Below are 13,657 nucleotides of genomic sequence, written 5' to 3' on the forward strand. Positions count from 1 at the left end.
ACTTTTCCGTCGTCGCGGTCACCGCGACGTGGTGCCCTCCTGCGCCCGTACGACCAGAGTAGTGTGCTCCGGCGCGTACGACATCCGCGCAGTTCGGGCGGCGTGGCGAGCGGTCGGTCAGTTCGCCGGCTGCTTCTCGCGCAGCTCCTTGATCTTGGCCTTCTTGCCGCGCAGCTCGCGCAGGTAGTAGAGCTTGGCCCGGCGGACGTCACCGCGGGTCACGATCTCGATCCGGTCGATGCCCGGGCCGTTGAGCGGGTAGGTCCGCTCGACACCCACGCCGAAGCTGACCTTGCGGACCGTGAAGGTCTCGCGCAGGCCGTCACCCTGGCGGCGGATGACCACGCCCTGGAAGATCTGGACACGGGACCGGTTGCCCTCGACGACCCGCGCGTGCACCTTAACGGTGTCACCGGCACGGAAGTCGGGGAGGTCGACCCGCTTCGACTGGGCGTCAAGGGCGTCCAGGATGTTCATCGCTGTGTCCTCGTGAGGCTCACGGCGCACCGTCACTCGATGCGCGGATGGGTGATTCTGACCCCCGAAACCGGGGGTCCTCGCAGCCGTCCACGGCGTGGTCGGATGCGGCAACCCCTCTACTTTGCCACATCCCCCGGCGGCAGCTGAAATCCGGCCCGGTCCAGCGCCGCGGCGTCCCGCTTGTCCAGGTTCTGCGGCGCCAACGCGGCGATCATGTCGGGGCGCCGGGTGGCCGTGCGGGTCAGCGCCTCGTCGCGCCGCCAACGGGCGATCCGCCCGTGGTCGCCGGAGCGGAGCACCTCCGGCACCTCCAGCCCACGCCAGGTCGCCGGCTTGGTGTACATCGGGGCTTCCAGCAGGCCGTGGGCGTGCGACTCCTCGTCCAGCGAGCCGGCGTTGCCCAGCACCCCGGGCAGCAGCCGGGTGACCGCCTCCAGGATCACCAGCACCGCGACCTCGCCGCCGAAGAGCACGTAGTCACCGAGCGAGACCTCGGTCACCCGCATCCGGGTCGCCGCGTGGTCGAGTACCCGCTGGTCGATGCCCTCGTACCGGCCGCAGGCGAAGAGCAGGTGCGACTCGGTGGCCAGTTCGTGCGCCATGGCCTGGGTGAACGGGACGCCCGCCGGGGACGGGACCAGCAGCCGGGGCAGCGTGTGCCCATCCGGGCTGAGCTCGTCGGGGGCGAGGGCGTCGAGGGCCTCGCCCCACGGCTCGGGCCGCATCACCATGCCCGGGCCGCCGCCGTACGGCGTGTCGTCGACCGTGCGGTGCACGTCGTGGGTCCAGCTCCGCAGATCGTGTACGGCCAGCCGCAACGTCCCGATGGCGCGGGCCCGGCCGATCAGCGACAGGTCCAGCGGGGCGAAGTACTCGGGAAAGATCGACACGATGTCGACGCGCATGGGGGGTGGGCTCCAGCTCTACAGGTCGAGCAGTCCGCCCGGCGGGTCGACGACGACGCGACCGCCGGCGAGGTCCACCTCGGGCACGATCGCCTTGACGAACGGGATGAGCGCGGTACGCCCCTCGGGCCGACGCAGCACCAGCATGTCCGAGGCGGGCGCGTGGTCGATCCGGGCCACCTCGCCGAGCCGCTCACCGGCCGGGGTCACCACGGCCAGGCCGACCAGTTGGTGGTCGTGGAACTCCTCGGGGTCCTCCGGGGGCGCCACGTCCGCGCTGTCCACGACGAGGAGGGTGCCGCGCAGCGCCTCGGCGACGTTGCGCTCCAGCACCCCGTCGAAGGCGATCAGCAGGTGACCCTGGTGCCACCGGGCCGCCTCGATGGTCAGCTCCACCGGCACCCGGTAGGCGCCGGCCGTGTCCGCCCCGGGGTCGGTGCGCGGCCCAGTTTCAGGCATCGGAGCCCGGGGCTTCGCCCCGGGTTCGGTGCGCAGCACCGTCCCCGGGGCGAAACGAGCTTCGGGCTCATCGGTCCGCACCTCCACGGTGACCTCACCGCGGATCCCGTGCGGCTTGCCGATCCTGCCGACGACGAGGTCCATCAGTACGAGTCGACGATGTCGACGCGTACCCCGCGTCCACCGATGGAGCCGATCACCTGGCGCAGCGCCTTGGCGGTCCGGCCGGACCGCCCGATCACCGTACCGAGGTCCTCGGGGTGCACGCGGACTTCGAGCCGCTTGCCCCGACGGGAATCGACCATCCGCACCCGGACGTCGTCCGGGTTGTCGACGATGCCCTTGACCAGGTGCTCCAGCGCGGGACGCAGTGCCACGTCAGGCCTGCTCACCGGCGTCGGCAGCAGCGGCCGGGGCCTCGGCCGGAGCCTCGGTCTTCGGCGCCTCGGTCTCGGCGGGGGCCTCCGCCTTGGCGGGGGCCTCGGCCTTGGCGGGGGCCTCGGCCTTGGCGGCCTTCTTGGCCGGCTTGGCCGGGGTCTCCGAGGCCAGCCCGGCGGCGGCCTTCGCCTCGGCCTCGTACGCCGCCTTGCGGTCGGCGCGCTCGGCGGCCACCTTCAGCGGCGGCGGGGCCGGCAGGCCCTTGAACTTCTGCCAGTCACCGGTCAGCTCCAGCAGGCGCTGCACGGCCTCGCTCGGCTGGGCGCCGACGGACAGCCAGTACTGGACCCGCTCCGACTTGACCTCGATGATCGAGGGGTCTTCCTTGGGCTGGTAAACCCCGACGAACTCGATCGCCCGGCCGTCACGCTTGGTACGCGAGTCGGCGATGACGATGCGGTACTGCGGGTTGCGGATCTTGCCCATCCGCAGGAGCCGGATCTTTACGGCCACAGTTGTTTCGCTCCTGTTGCGATCTCACCGGCCCGGTACGGGCGGTGTGCGGGTGAGCGCCGACCGGCACAGTGGGGTTTGGGCCGGAGACTGCTCGGTGGACTGGCGACGCGCCCGGGTTAGAGGGCGCCTGACGCGTGCCGGATACCAGCGACCCATTCTGCCAGATCGGGCGTCGATCTCCCGCACCGGACCCGGACGAGGCGCCCGGACCAGGGCGCCGGGTGACGGACGACACCGTCAGCGGACCGGTGGCCGGTCCCATCCGGTCGGCAACTTGTCCGGTACGTCCCATTCGGCGGGCGGGACGAAGTCGCACCAGGTGCCGTCGAACGGGAACCCGCCCGCCTCAGCGAGCCGGATCACCCGCTCCCCCTCGGCGCGTACCGCCCTCTCGTCGGGCACCCAGTAGTGCTCGGGGTGGGCGAGGCGCTCGGTGAACTCGTCCTCGTCCTTCCACTCCCAGCTCAGGTCCGGGTACACCACCACGTCGAGGTCCTGGTCGACCATGTCGACGCCGGCCGCCGTGCCGTCGTCCCAGCGGACACCCGGCTCCTCCAGGTTGACGTACCAGTTGCTGAACCGGCCGTGCGCGTCCCGGAACCACCAGACCGAGTGGGCGGCCCCGGTGGGCAGGAACTTCAACACCGGCGGACCGTTCCACCGGGCCTGCTCCAGCCGGTACCCCGTGGTGATCCACTCGGTGAACGGCATGGCCCGCATGCCCCGGCCGTCGGCGGCGACCTCGTGCGCCACCGGCGAGTCCCGGGCCACCCAGAGCAGCAGCCCTCGGTCGTCGTCCAGCACCACTCGCGCCGACCGCACCCACCCGATCCGCCCCCGACGCACGTTCCGGTGCACCACCAGCCGCCCCGGTTCGAAGCGCACGGATCCCCCCAGGCTGTTAAGAGGGGGCCCCTCCTATACCGAATGCGTTAAGAAGGGGCCCTTGCTTACACGTCAGTAGGCGCGGGCCAGGATGGCCACCAGGTCGGGCTCGTCCTCGGAGTCCGGCACCGAGCCGTCGGCGCGGAGCAGGCAGCGGACCGTCACGCCCTGACCGTTCGCCTCGGCCTCGCCCTTGACCCCGACCGCCGACCACGGCACCCTGGCCCAGCCGGTGGCCGCCGCCTCGATCGCCTCGGCCAGGGTGGCCACCTCGACCGTGCGCGACTCGCGGTGGGTCAGTGCCTGGTCGTGCAGCGCCTTCTGGTCCGCGTCCAGCGCCGCCAGGACCGCACCGACCACGTCGGCGACCGGCGTCGGGGACTTGGAGCCGTCCGTACGCCGGACCACCACCGCGTTGCCGGCGGCCAGGTCGCGGGGGCCGACCTCGACGCGTACCGGATAGCCGCGCAGCTCGGCGTCGACGGCCCGGCGGCCGAACGCGGTGTCGGTGCGGTCGTCGAGCGCGACCCGGACGCCGGCGTCGCGCAGCGCGTCGGAGATCTTCCGCCCCGCCTCGCCGACGCCCTCGCCGTCCTTGACGATCATCACGTACGCCTGGACCGGCGCGATCCTCGGCGGCACCCGCAGGCCGTTGTCGTCGCCGTGGGCCATGATCAGGCCGCCCAGCATCCGGGTGGAGGTGCCCCAGGAGGTCGTCCAGGCGTGCTCCCGGCCGCCCTCCTTCGCGGAGTAGCTGATGTCGAACGCCTTGGCGAAGTTCTGTCCTAGCTCGTGGCTGGTGCCCAGCTGGAGCGCCTTGCCGTCACCCATCATGCCTTCGCAGGTGTAGGTGGCGGTCGCCCCGGCGAAGCGCTCCCGGGCGGTCTTCAGGCCGACCACCACCGGGATGGCGAGCACGTTGACCATCAGGTCCTCGTACGCCTCGTGCAGGATCCGCCGCGCGTACGCCCGGGCGTCCTCACGGGTGGCGTGCGCGGTGTGCCCCTCCTGCCAGAGGAACTCGCTGGTACGCAGGAAGATCCGCGGGCGCAGCTCCCAGCGGACCACGTTGGCCCACTGGTTGAGCAGCAGCGGCAGGTCCCGGTAGGAGTCGATCCACTTGGCCATGAACTCGCCGATGACCGTCTCGCTGGTCGGGCGGACCACCACCGGCTCGGCGAGCTGCTTGCCGCCACCGTGGGTGACCACCGCCAGCTCCGGCGAGAAGCCCTCGACGTGCTCCGCCTCGCGCTTGAGGTAGCTCTCCGGGATGAAGAGCGGGAAGTACGCGTTCTCCGCGCCCGCCGCCTTGATCCGGGCGTCCATCTCGGCCTGCATCCGTTCCCAGATGGCGTAGCCGGCCGGTCGGATGACCATGGTGCCGCGGACCGGGCCGTTGTCGGCCAGCTTCGCCTTGGCGATCAGGTCCTGGTACCAGCGGGGGAAGTCCTCCGCACGGGGAGTGAGCACGCGTGCCATGACCGCACATCCTATGCGCCGCCGGAAGGGGTGCCGCGATCGGGCGCGCCCGTACCGCGCGGACCGGACGGGGGCGGCTCCGGCGGCACCGACGGCGGTGGCTTCTGGGTGCGGGCCGAGTACCACCTCGTCGTCCACCGACCTGCCCGGCGGCTGCCGGTCACGGCGATCGGTACGGCGTCGTCGCCCGTAGACTTCCGGACACCATGACTGGGTCGAGGAACACCACACCGGTGGGCGACGCCATCGTCGACGCCGCCCGGTCGCTGACCGTCGCGAGCGGCTGGGACGGCGTCCGGATGGGTGCGGTGGCCGCGGCCGCCGGGGTGAGCCGGCAGACGCTCTACAACGAGTTCGGCACCAAGGCGGGCCTGGCCGAGGCGCTCGCCCGCCACGAGGTGGACCGGTTCGTCGGCGAGGTACGGGCCGCGCTGGCCGAGCACGGCGTCGACGTACGTGCGGCCGCGTACGCGGCGATCCGCCGCACGCTCGCCTCGGCCGCCGACAATCCGCTTGTCAAGGCGATCCTGACCAGTGCCCGGGGCGGCTCGGACGAGCTGCTGCCCTACCTGACCACCCGCGCCGACCTGGTCCTCGCCGAGTCGACCGCCGTGCTGCTGGAGTGGGCGGGCCGCCACCTGCCCGACGCCGATCCGGCGGCGCTGGCGTTCGCGGCGGACAGCGTCGTCCGCCTGGTGGTGAGCCACATCGTGCTGCCCGGCGCCCCGGTGGACGAGACCGCCGACAAGCTGGCCGACCTGGCTGTGCACCTCTTCCGCACGGCCACCACCCCACCCGCCTGACCGCCCCGCCGCGAGCAGGGACGTCGCGGCCGGAGGGTCCGGTCAACTTCGGGGAAGGTGCTGGCTCCCGTCGCGCGCAGGCGGCAGGTTCCGTGAAGTTGCCGCCTCCGACGGACGCAGGGGCGCGGGGGCGGGACGGCGCGCGGGGGTCAGCGGAGGATGCGGCCGCGCAGGACGATGCGGGACGGGGTGCGGACCACCCGCAGGTCGCGGCGCGGGTCCTCGGGATAGACGGTCAGGTCGGCCAGGCCCCCCTCGACCAGCCCGGGGAAGCCCAGCCACTCCCGGGCCCGCCAGGAGGCGGCGGCGAGGACGTCCTCGGCGGACATGCCGGCCCGCTCGTGCAGCAGCAGCATCTCCTCCGCGGCCAGCCCGTGGTCGATGCCACCGCCGGCGTCGGTGCCGACGTAGATCGGCACCCCCGCCTCGTGGGCGGCGCGGACCACCTCGGGGAACCGGTCGCGCAGGGCGATCATGTGGTCGGCGTACCCGGGGAACTTGGCGCGCGCCTGCTCGGCGATGCCGCCGAAGGTGGCGATGTTGATCATCGTGGGGACCAGGGCGGTGCCCTGCCGGGCCATCAGGTCGACCAGGTCCAGGCTGAGCCCGGTGCCGTGCTCCACCGAGTCCACCCCGGCCCGGACCACGATCTCCACGGCCGACTCGGAGAAGGTGTGCACCGCGGCGCGTACCCCGGCGGCGTGCGCGGCGGCGACCGCCGCGGTCATCGTGTCGGCGTCCCAGGCCGGGGCCAGGTCGCCCACGCCCCGGTCGATCCAGTCGCCGACCAGCTTGACCCAGCCGTTGCCGGCGGCGGCCTGCGCCGCCACCGTGGCGGCCACCTCGGCCGCGCCGACCTCCACCCCGATGTCGCGCAGGTAGCGCTTCGGCGGCGCGACGTGCCGCCCGGCCCGGGCCAGCCGGGGCAGCTCCGGCTCGTCGTCCAGTTCCGGATACGGGTACGGCGAGCCGGCGTCGCGGATGGCGAGGACGCCCGCGTCCCGGTCGATCCGGGCCAGCTCACGGGCCTGGTCGACCGACGTGATCGGGGCGCCACCGCGGGCGATGCCGATGTGGCAGTGCGCGTCGGTCAGGCCGGGGAGGACGAAACCGCCGTCGACCACAGTCTCCGCGCCGGGCACCGGTTCGAAGGTGACCCGGTCGCCGACCAGCCACAGGTCCCGGACCTCGTCGTCGGGCAGGAGCACACCGCGCACATGCAGAGCCATGTGCACAGTCCTACCCGATCACTCCCCGTCGGGGGCGAGCAGGGCGTCGCGGCGGGCGGTGAGCGCGGGCAGGTCGACCGAGACCTTCCACGGCGTCTCGGTGACGAACAGATCCTCGGTGTTGGCCACCTGCTCGTACTCCCGGTTCACGCCGCGCACGTACTCGGTGAGGACCACCTTGTCCTGCAACGGGTCCACCACCCAGTAGGAGCGGACCCCGGCGTGCGCGTAGACCTTCGCCTTGTCGTACATGTCGCGGAAGGTGGAGGTCGGCGACACCACCTCGACGGCGAGCAGCGCGTCCTCGACCGGGACCGGTGACCGGCCGGCGTTCCGGCGGCGAATGACGACGACGTCCGGGCGCGGCTCGTTGCGCCGGTCGACCTGCATCGACAGGTCGATGCTGACGAGGTATCCGGGCGGGCAGTTCACTTCCAGGGCGAGCAGCAGGCGGACGCAGAGGTCCTGGTGCAGGGCAGTCGGCGACGGCACGATCAACCTTCCGTTGATCAGTTCGTACGGAAGGTCCTTGGGCAGGTCACCCAGGTCGTCGACCGTCCACTCGTGCCGTTCGGGCAGGATCGGTGCTGCGGTCATTGACATCTCCTTCCAGGGGGCGACATCACCCTAGGAGATGATGATGTCACCCACCGCCACCGACACGCGCTCAGCGGGGGCGCTGATCCCCCTTGCCGAGCTTGTTGAAGTCGATCTTCGGGAGCTTGAAGCCGGGCGGCAGCCCCTGCCCACCGGCCAGGTCACCCGGGTCCATCCCCGGCGGCAGCTGCGGCATGCCGCCCGGGAAGCCACCCGGCATCCCGGCGCCCGCCCCGGTACGCGGCCGGTTGCCGCCCTTGGTGCCCTTGCGCTTGTTCTTCGGCGACTTGGTCGCCTTGCGCCGGCCGCCACCGGGCAGGCCCATCATGCCGCCCATCTGCTTCATCATCTTCTGCGCGTCGGCGAAGCGGTTGAGCAGCTGGTTGACGTCCATCACGGTCATCCCGGAACCGCTGGCGATCCGGGCCCGGCGGGAACCGTTGATGATCTTCGGGTTGGTGCGCTCGCCCGGGGTCATCGACCGGATGATCGCGGTGACCCGGTCGAAGTGCTTGTCGTCCAGCTCGGCGAGCTGGTCCTTCATCTGCCCCATGCCGGGCATCATGGCCAGCACGTTGGCGATCGGGCCCATCCGCCGGACCGCGATGAGCTGGTCGAGGAAGTCCTCCAGGGTGAACTGCTCGCCGCCCATCAGCTTGGCGGTCATCTTCTCCTTCTGATCGGTGTCGAAGGCCGCCTCGGCCTGCTCGATCAGAGTGAGGACGTCGCCCATGCCGAGGATCCGGCTGGCCATCCGGTCGGGGTGGAAGACGTCGAAGTCCTCCAGCTTCTCGCCGGTGGAGGCGAAGAGGATCGGCTGCCCGGTGACCTCCCGGACCGACAGCGCGGCGCCACCGCGGGCGTCGCCGTCGAGCTTCGACAGCACCACACCGGTGATGCCGACGCCGTCGCGGAACGCCTCGGCGGTACGCACGGCGTCCTGACCGACCATCGCGTCGATGACGAAGATGACCTCGTCCGGGTCGACGGCGTCGCGGATGTCGGCGGCCTGCTGCATCATCTCGGCGTCGATGCCGAGCCGGCCGGCGGTGTCGACGATGACGATGTCGCGGGCGGCCCGCCTGGCGTGCTCGATCGACGCGCGGGCGACCTGCACCGGGTCACCGGTGCCGTTGCCGGGCTCCGGGGCGTACACCTCGACGCCGGCGCGACCACCGAGCACCTGGAGCTGCCCGACGGCGTTGGGGCGCTGGAGGTCGGCGGCGACCAGCAGCGGCTGGTGGCCCTGGGCCTTGAGCCAGCGGGCCAGCTTGCCGGCGAGGGTGGTCTTGCCGGAACCCTGGAGGCCGGCCAGCATGATCACCGTCGGCGGCTGCTTGGCGAACTGGAGCCGCCGCCCCTCGCCACCGAGGACGTTGATCAGCTCCTCGTTGACGATCTTGATGATCTGCTGGGCCGGGTTCAGCGCCTCGGAGACCTCGGAGCCGCGCGCCCGCTCCTTGACGTTGGCGATGAAGCCCTTGACCACCGGCAGGGCGACGTCCGCCTCCAGCAGTGCCATCCGGATCTCGCGCGCGGTGGCGTCGATGTCGGCGTCGGTGAGCCGACCCTTGCCGCGGAGCTTGGTGAAGATCCCGGACAGGCGGTCACTCAAGGTGTCAAACACGCGAACATCCCGTTTGTCGTGGTCGGCGGGCGCAGGGCGGCCGGGCAGGTGTCCAGCCCATCGCTAGGGTAGCCCGCCGCCCCTACCCGCGCTCCGGGCCGGCCCGACCCCCGCCCTGCCGACCGCGAGGTCAGCCGTCGACCAGTCCCGACTGGTAGGCGAAGACCACCAGCTGCGCCCGGTCCCGGGCGCCCAGCTTGACCATCGCCCGGCTCACGTGGGTACGCGCCGTCGCCGGACTCACCACCAGCCGCCCGGCGATCTCCTCGTTGCTCAACCCCTCGCCGACCAGCCCGACCACCTCGCGTTCCCGCTCGGTCAGCGCGCCGAGCCGGGGATGCGGGCGGGGCACCCGGGCCGGCCGGGTCGCGAACTCCCGGACCACCCGGCGGGTCACCGAGGGCGACAGCAGCGCCTCCCCCGCGGCCACCAGCCGGATCGCGCGCAGCAGTTCGGCCGGGCGGGTGTCCTTGGTCAGGAAGCCGCTGGCGCCGTGCCGCAGCGCGTCGAAGACGTACTCGTCGAGCTCGAAGGTGGTCAGCACCACCACCCGGCAGCCGGCCAGCTCCGGGTCGGCCACGATCCGCCGGGTCGCCTCGATGCCGTCGACGCCGGGCATCCGGACGTCCATCAGCACTACGTCCGGGCGTTCCCGGCGGGCCAGCTCCACCGCCCGCAGCCCGTCCGCGGCCTCGCCGACCACCGTCAGGTCGTCCTCGCTCGACACCAGCGCGCGCAGCCCGATCCGGACCAGGTCCTGGTCGTCGGCGATCAGCACCCGGATCACCGGGTCGGCTCCACCGGCAGCCGGGCGTACACCCGGAAGCCGCCGCCGGGGAGCGGGCCGGCGGCCAGCTCCCCGCCCAGGGCCGCGACCCGCCCCCGCATGCCGGCCAGGCCGTGGCCCGCGCCGCCGTCCCCACCGCTCCCGGCGTCGGTCACCTCGACGCTCACCTCCCCCGGCGCGTGCCGGACGGTCACCGCGGCCCGGTCCACCCCGGCGTGCCGCAGCACGTTGGTCAACGCCTCCTGCGCCACCCGGTACGCGGCCAGGTCCACCGGCGGCGGCAGGTCCCCCGGCTCACCGGTCACCCGCAGCTCGACCCGGAGTCCCGCGCCCGCGAGCCGGCCCACCAGGGCGTCCAGCCGGGCCAGCCCCGGCACCGGCTCCCGCCCGGCGCCCCGGCGCACCGCACCCAGGGTGACCCGCAGCTCGTCCAGCGCCTCCCGGCTGGTCCGGCTGATCGCGGCCAGCGCGGTCACCGCCTGCTCGGGCTGCCGCGGCATCAGGTGCAGCGCGATGTCGGCCTGCATGCTGATCGCCGCGAGACCGTGCCCCACCACGTCGTGCACCTCCTGGGCGATCCGCAGCCGCTCCTCGTCGGCCTGCCGCCGGGCCTGCTCGGCCCGGACGCGCTCCACGCTCTCCCGGTTGGCCCGCACGGTCACGCCCAGCGCGAACGGCACCACCACCCAGGCCGATCCGGGCAGCACCCCGAACCAGCCGGGCCGCTCCCCCCGCGACCAGAGCAGGTGGGCCAGGAGCACGACCAGCGCCGCCGCGGCGGCCACCACCGCCGGCCGCGGCGGGAGCCGGACGGCCACCGTGCCGACGGCCACCAGCACCGCCAGCAGCACCGGCCCGTACGGGTAACCGAGCACCAGGTACGCCGAGACCGCCGCGGTCACCACGGCGAGCGTGACCCGCGGGAGGAGCCGGCGGGCGGCCAGCGCCAGCACGGCCACCGTCACCAGCGCCAGGGCCGTCCCGTCCACCCGCGTCGCATCCGGCCGGACCTGGCCGGCCAGCCGGGTGGCCAGCAGCACCAGCGGTAGCAGGACCAGGGCGAACGCCAGGTCCGCCGCCGACTCCCGCCGGCGCCGGTCCCGGGATGACGCCGCCGGCCGCACGCCGTCATTGTGCCGCTCGCGGCGCCGGCATCCGTACCGCCACGGGCGAAGATCCGGGTACGCGGCAGGACGTACGTCCGCGTCGGTCAGCCGGCGGCGACCCGGGGCAGTCGGGAGTAGAGCAGCGGCGCCAGCATCGTCGAGTACGCCGTGGTGAGGTGGTTGTTGTGGTGGTAGACGAGGACGTTGCCCACCACGTACGGGCAGGTGGCGCGGCAGAGCCAGGGCATCGGTCGCGGGCTCATTCCGCGGTCAGCGCCGGCAGCCGCCTGCCCAGCAGCGGGGCGAGCAGCTCGGCGTACCGGGTGGTGAGGTGGCCGGAGTCGTGGTAGACGAGGACGTTGCCCAGGACCACCGGGCAGCGCGCGGCGCAGAGCCAGGGCGTCGGGTCGATCACGCCCACCCCGTTGCGCTCGGCCTGCTCGCCGATCGCGGCCCGCAGCGCGGGGCGGCGCAGCGCCTCGGCGGTGGGCGTGGCGCAGGCGTCGATCTGCTGCGGGTGCTGCGCCACACACTCCGGGGCGTCCTCGTCGAGCCGCGGGGTGTCGACCATGGTGACCACCCGCTGGGCGGCGCGCCGCAACGCGGCGAAGGTACGCCCCCAGCCAGCCCGCCAGCGGGCGGTCCACTGCTCGTCGGTCTGCCCGGCGGGGGCGAGGAAGTTCACGTGGGAGGCCGCTACCACCAGGTCGGGCTTCAGGTCCCGGATGGCCCGCAGGGCGTTGCGCCGCCACTGCGCGCACTCGGTGTACTCCCGGGCGAGGCCATCGATCCGGATCGGCAGGTCGACCAGGGAGCAGCCGCTCTTGGTCAGCGACACCAGCTTCCAGTGCCGCTCCCGGGCCACCTGGTCCAGGGCGGGGAACCAGTGCGCGGCGTGCGAGTCGCCGAGCAGCACCACGGTGGTGGCGGCGGCGGGGTCGCCGTACGCGCAGGGCAGCTTCGGTCTGGTCACCGGCGCATCGACGTGGCAACCGTCGGCGTAGATCACCGGGCGGGCGTCGGTTGACTCCGCCAGCGAGGGGGACAGGTTGGCGGGCAGCTCGGTGGTGCGGGCCGCCTCGGCGATGAAGCGGTCCAGCACCCGTTGCGGGTCCCGCGCCCCGGCCAGCGCGGCGCCCAGGTCCGCCCGGTCGGCGCCGGTCGGCACGGTCGGCGGCACGACCAGCACCACGGCCGCGCCGACGGCGACGGCGACGGACAGGGAGAGCCCCAGGCCGATTCCCCGGCCGGGACGCACCCGCAGCGACCGGCGGTGCCGGACCGGGTCCTCCACCAGCCGCAGCGACACCGCCGCCAACACCAGCGCACAGGCGCACAGCGCCAGGTTCAGCGGCACGCTCGGTTCCACGCCCAAGGCCGACGGCGCGATGATCAACACCGGCCAGTGCCACAGGTACCAGCCGTAGGAGAGCTTCCCGACCCACCGCAGCGGCGCCCGCCCGAGCAGCAGTCCGGCCCCGAGGCGAGGGGCGGCACAACCACCGGCGATCACCAGCGCGGCACCGACCACCGGCAACGCCGCAGCGCTGCCCGGGAACGGCGTCGTCTCGTCGAACCGCACCGCCGCCATGATCACCGCGGCGATCCCCACCCAGGTCAGCGGGGCCGCAAACCACGCCGGCGCCTGCCGCAACCGGCCCACCGCCAGCGCCACCATGGCGCCCGACCCCAGCTCCCAGGCCCGGGTGTGCGCCCCGAAGTACGCCCACGGCGCGCTGCGCTGCGTCTCGGTCACGCTCAGGACGAACGAGATGACGCTCAACAACGCCAGAGCCACCACCACCGGCGCCATCCGCACCCGCCCCCGCCGCCGACCCACCAGCGTCGCCAGCAGGATCAGCAACGGCCACACCAGGTAGAACTGCTCCTCCACCGCCAGCGACCAGAAGTGCTGGAACGGTGACGGCGACGCCTCCGCGGCGAAGTAGTCCGTGCCGGTCTGCGCCATCCGGATGTTGACGAAGTAGAAGGCGCTGGCGATGCCGTCCCACGCGTACTCGGCCGAGCGCAGCGGGGACAGCCACAGCCAGGAACCGACCAGGGTCAGCACCATCACCACGGAGGACGCGGGCAGCAGGCGGACCGCCCGGCGGGCGTAGAAGCCGCTGATCGAGATCCGCCCGGTCCGACCCAGCTCCCGGATCAGCAGCGAGGTGATCAGGAACCCGGAGATCACGAAGAAGACGTCCACCCCGACGAAACCACCGGCCAGCCCCGCCACCCCGGCGTGCGAGAGCACCACCAGCAGCACCGCGATCGCCCGCAGCCCCTCGATGTCACCCCGGAAGGTCGACTCCGACCCGACGGAGGGGGCGGGGGCGGGAGCGGCGGCCAGGGTCGCGGGCGGTGAGGACACCCGGCGGATGATAGCCACTGACCAGGGCG

General features: G+C 73.1%; 15 protein-coding genes. 1 reads left to right on the forward strand and 14 read right to left on the reverse strand.

Annotation, left to right across the window (positions count from 1 at the left end; translation table 11 throughout):
* Positions 1 to 117: 117 nt before the first annotated feature.
* From rplS to proS, 7 genes are all read right to left on the reverse strand, one after another.
* Positions 118 to 477, reverse strand: a complete 360-nt coding sequence (gene rplS / locus GA0070564_RS00565; RefSeq protein WP_091601086.1) for a 50S ribosomal protein L19 — start codon at positions 475 to 477, stop codon at positions 118 to 120.
* A gap of 119 nt (positions 478 to 596) precedes the next feature.
* Positions 597 to 1,385 carry a tRNA (guanosine(37)-N1)-methyltransferase TrmD gene (gene trmD / locus GA0070564_RS00570; RefSeq protein ID WP_091601088.1) on the reverse strand — a complete coding sequence of 263 codons (789 nt, stop codon included), beginning with the start codon at positions 1,383 to 1,385 and terminating at the stop codon, positions 597 to 599.
* 18 nt (positions 1,386 to 1,403) lie between these two features.
* On the reverse strand, positions 1,404 to 1,988 hold the full coding sequence (gene rimM / locus GA0070564_RS00575; RefSeq protein ID WP_091601090.1) for a ribosome maturation factor RimM: 585 nt from the start codon (positions 1,986 to 1,988) through the stop codon (positions 1,404 to 1,406).
* Positions 1,988 to 2,248: an RNA-binding protein gene (locus GA0070564_RS00580; protein WP_091601092.1), complete on the reverse strand. Its 261-nt coding sequence runs from the start codon at positions 2,246 to 2,248 to the stop codon at positions 1,988 to 1,990. Before GA0070564_RS00580 ends, rimM begins: the two co-directional genes overlap by 1 nt.
* Entirely contained in the window at positions 2,223 to 2,735 is a 513-nt protein-coding gene (rpsP, locus tag GA0070564_RS00585; RefSeq protein WP_091601094.1) for a 30S ribosomal protein S16, read from the reverse strand. Before rpsP ends, GA0070564_RS00580 begins: the two co-directional genes overlap by 26 nt.
* 240 nt (positions 2,736 to 2,975) lie before the next feature.
* Positions 2,976 to 3,623 (reverse strand): ribonuclease FAU-1 family protein, encoded by a 648-nt coding sequence (locus tag GA0070564_RS00590; protein WP_091601096.1) that lies wholly within the window; start codon positions 3,621 to 3,623, stop codon positions 2,976 to 2,978.
* Between the two features lie 72 nt (positions 3,624 to 3,695).
* Complete coding sequence (gene proS / locus GA0070564_RS00595) at positions 3,696 to 5,102, reverse strand: proline--tRNA ligase (protein WP_091601097.1); 1,407 nt, start codon at positions 5,100 to 5,102, stop codon at positions 3,696 to 3,698.
* 206 nt (positions 5,103 to 5,308) lie between these two features.
* Between proS and GA0070564_RS00600 the strand changes: the two genes are divergently transcribed.
* Positions 5,309 to 5,905, forward strand: coding sequence for a TetR/AcrR family transcriptional regulator (locus GA0070564_RS00600; protein WP_091601099.1), 597 nt, complete (start codon positions 5,309 to 5,311; stop codon positions 5,903 to 5,905).
* A 149-nt stretch (positions 5,906 to 6,054) separates the two neighbouring features.
* Here GA0070564_RS00600 and GA0070564_RS00605 read toward each other — a convergent pair whose 3' ends face one another.
* From GA0070564_RS00605 to GA0070564_RS00630, 7 genes are all read right to left on the reverse strand, one after another.
* A complete protein-coding gene (locus GA0070564_RS00605; protein WP_091601101.1) occupies positions 6,055 to 7,134 on the reverse strand; it encodes an amidohydrolase family protein in 1,080 nt (359 codons plus the stop codon).
* 18 nt (positions 7,135 to 7,152) lie between these two features.
* Positions 7,153 to 7,731: a Uma2 family endonuclease gene (locus tag GA0070564_RS00610; protein WP_091601103.1), complete on the reverse strand. Its 579-nt coding sequence runs from the start codon at positions 7,729 to 7,731 to the stop codon at positions 7,153 to 7,155.
* A 70-nt stretch (positions 7,732 to 7,801) separates the two neighbouring features.
* On the reverse strand, positions 7,802 to 9,358 hold the full coding sequence (gene ffh / locus GA0070564_RS00615) for a signal recognition particle protein (protein ID WP_091601105.1): 1,557 nt from the start codon (positions 9,356 to 9,358) through the stop codon (positions 7,802 to 7,804).
* A gap of 130 nt (positions 9,359 to 9,488) precedes the next feature.
* Entirely contained in the window at positions 9,489 to 10,145 is a 657-nt protein-coding gene (locus GA0070564_RS00620; RefSeq protein ID WP_091601107.1) for a response regulator transcription factor, read from the reverse strand.
* Entirely contained in the window at positions 10,142 to 11,269 is a 1,128-nt protein-coding gene (locus GA0070564_RS30120; protein WP_091601109.1) for a sensor histidine kinase, read from the reverse strand. Before GA0070564_RS30120 ends, GA0070564_RS00620 begins: the two co-directional genes overlap by 4 nt.
* An 86-nt stretch (positions 11,270 to 11,355) precedes the next feature.
* Positions 11,356 to 11,514 (reverse strand): SGNH hydrolase domain-containing protein, encoded by a 159-nt coding sequence (locus GA0070564_RS29120; protein ID WP_176730515.1) that lies wholly within the window; start codon positions 11,512 to 11,514, stop codon positions 11,356 to 11,358.
* Positions 11,511 to 13,628, reverse strand: a complete 2,118-nt coding sequence (locus GA0070564_RS00630) for an acyltransferase family protein (RefSeq protein ID WP_091601111.1) — start codon at positions 13,626 to 13,628, stop codon at positions 11,511 to 11,513. The genes GA0070564_RS29120 and GA0070564_RS00630 overlap by 4 nt, the downstream gene beginning before the upstream one ends.
* Between the last annotated feature and the right edge of the window lie 29 nt (positions 13,629 to 13,657).

The organism is Micromonospora mirobrigensis (assembly GCF_900091555.1).
GTDB lineage: Bacteria > Actinomycetota > Actinomycetes > Mycobacteriales > Micromonosporaceae > Micromonospora > Micromonospora mirobrigensis.

Coding starts and splice junctions, on each gene's coding strand:
- rplS (WP_091601086.1), bottom strand. CDS start 477: ATGAACATCCTGGACGCCCTTGACGCCCAGTCGAAGCGGGTCGACCTC.
- trmD (WP_091601088.1), bottom strand. CDS start 1,385: ATGCGCGTCGACATCGTGTCGATCTTTCCCGAGTACTTCGCCCCGCTG.
- rimM (WP_091601090.1), bottom strand. CDS start 1,988: ATGGACCTCGTCGTCGGCAGGATCGGCAAGCCGCACGGGATCCGCGGT.
- proS (WP_091601097.1), bottom strand. CDS start 5,102: ATGGCACGCGTGCTCACTCCCCGTGCGGAGGACTTCCCCCGCTGGTAC.
- GA0070564_RS00600 (WP_091601099.1), top strand. CDS start 5,309: ATGACTGGGTCGAGGAACACCACACCGGTGGGCGACGCCATCGTCGAC.
- GA0070564_RS00605 (WP_091601101.1), bottom strand. CDS start 7,134: ATGGCTCTGCATGTGCGCGGTGTGCTCCTGCCCGACGACGAGGTCCGG.
- GA0070564_RS00610 (WP_091601103.1), bottom strand. CDS start 7,731: ATGACCGCAGCACCGATCCTGCCCGAACGGCACGAGTGGACGGTCGAC.
- GA0070564_RS29120 (WP_176730515.1), bottom strand. CDS start 11,514: ATGAGCCCGCGACCGATGCCCTGGCTCTGCCGCGCCACCTGCCCGTAC.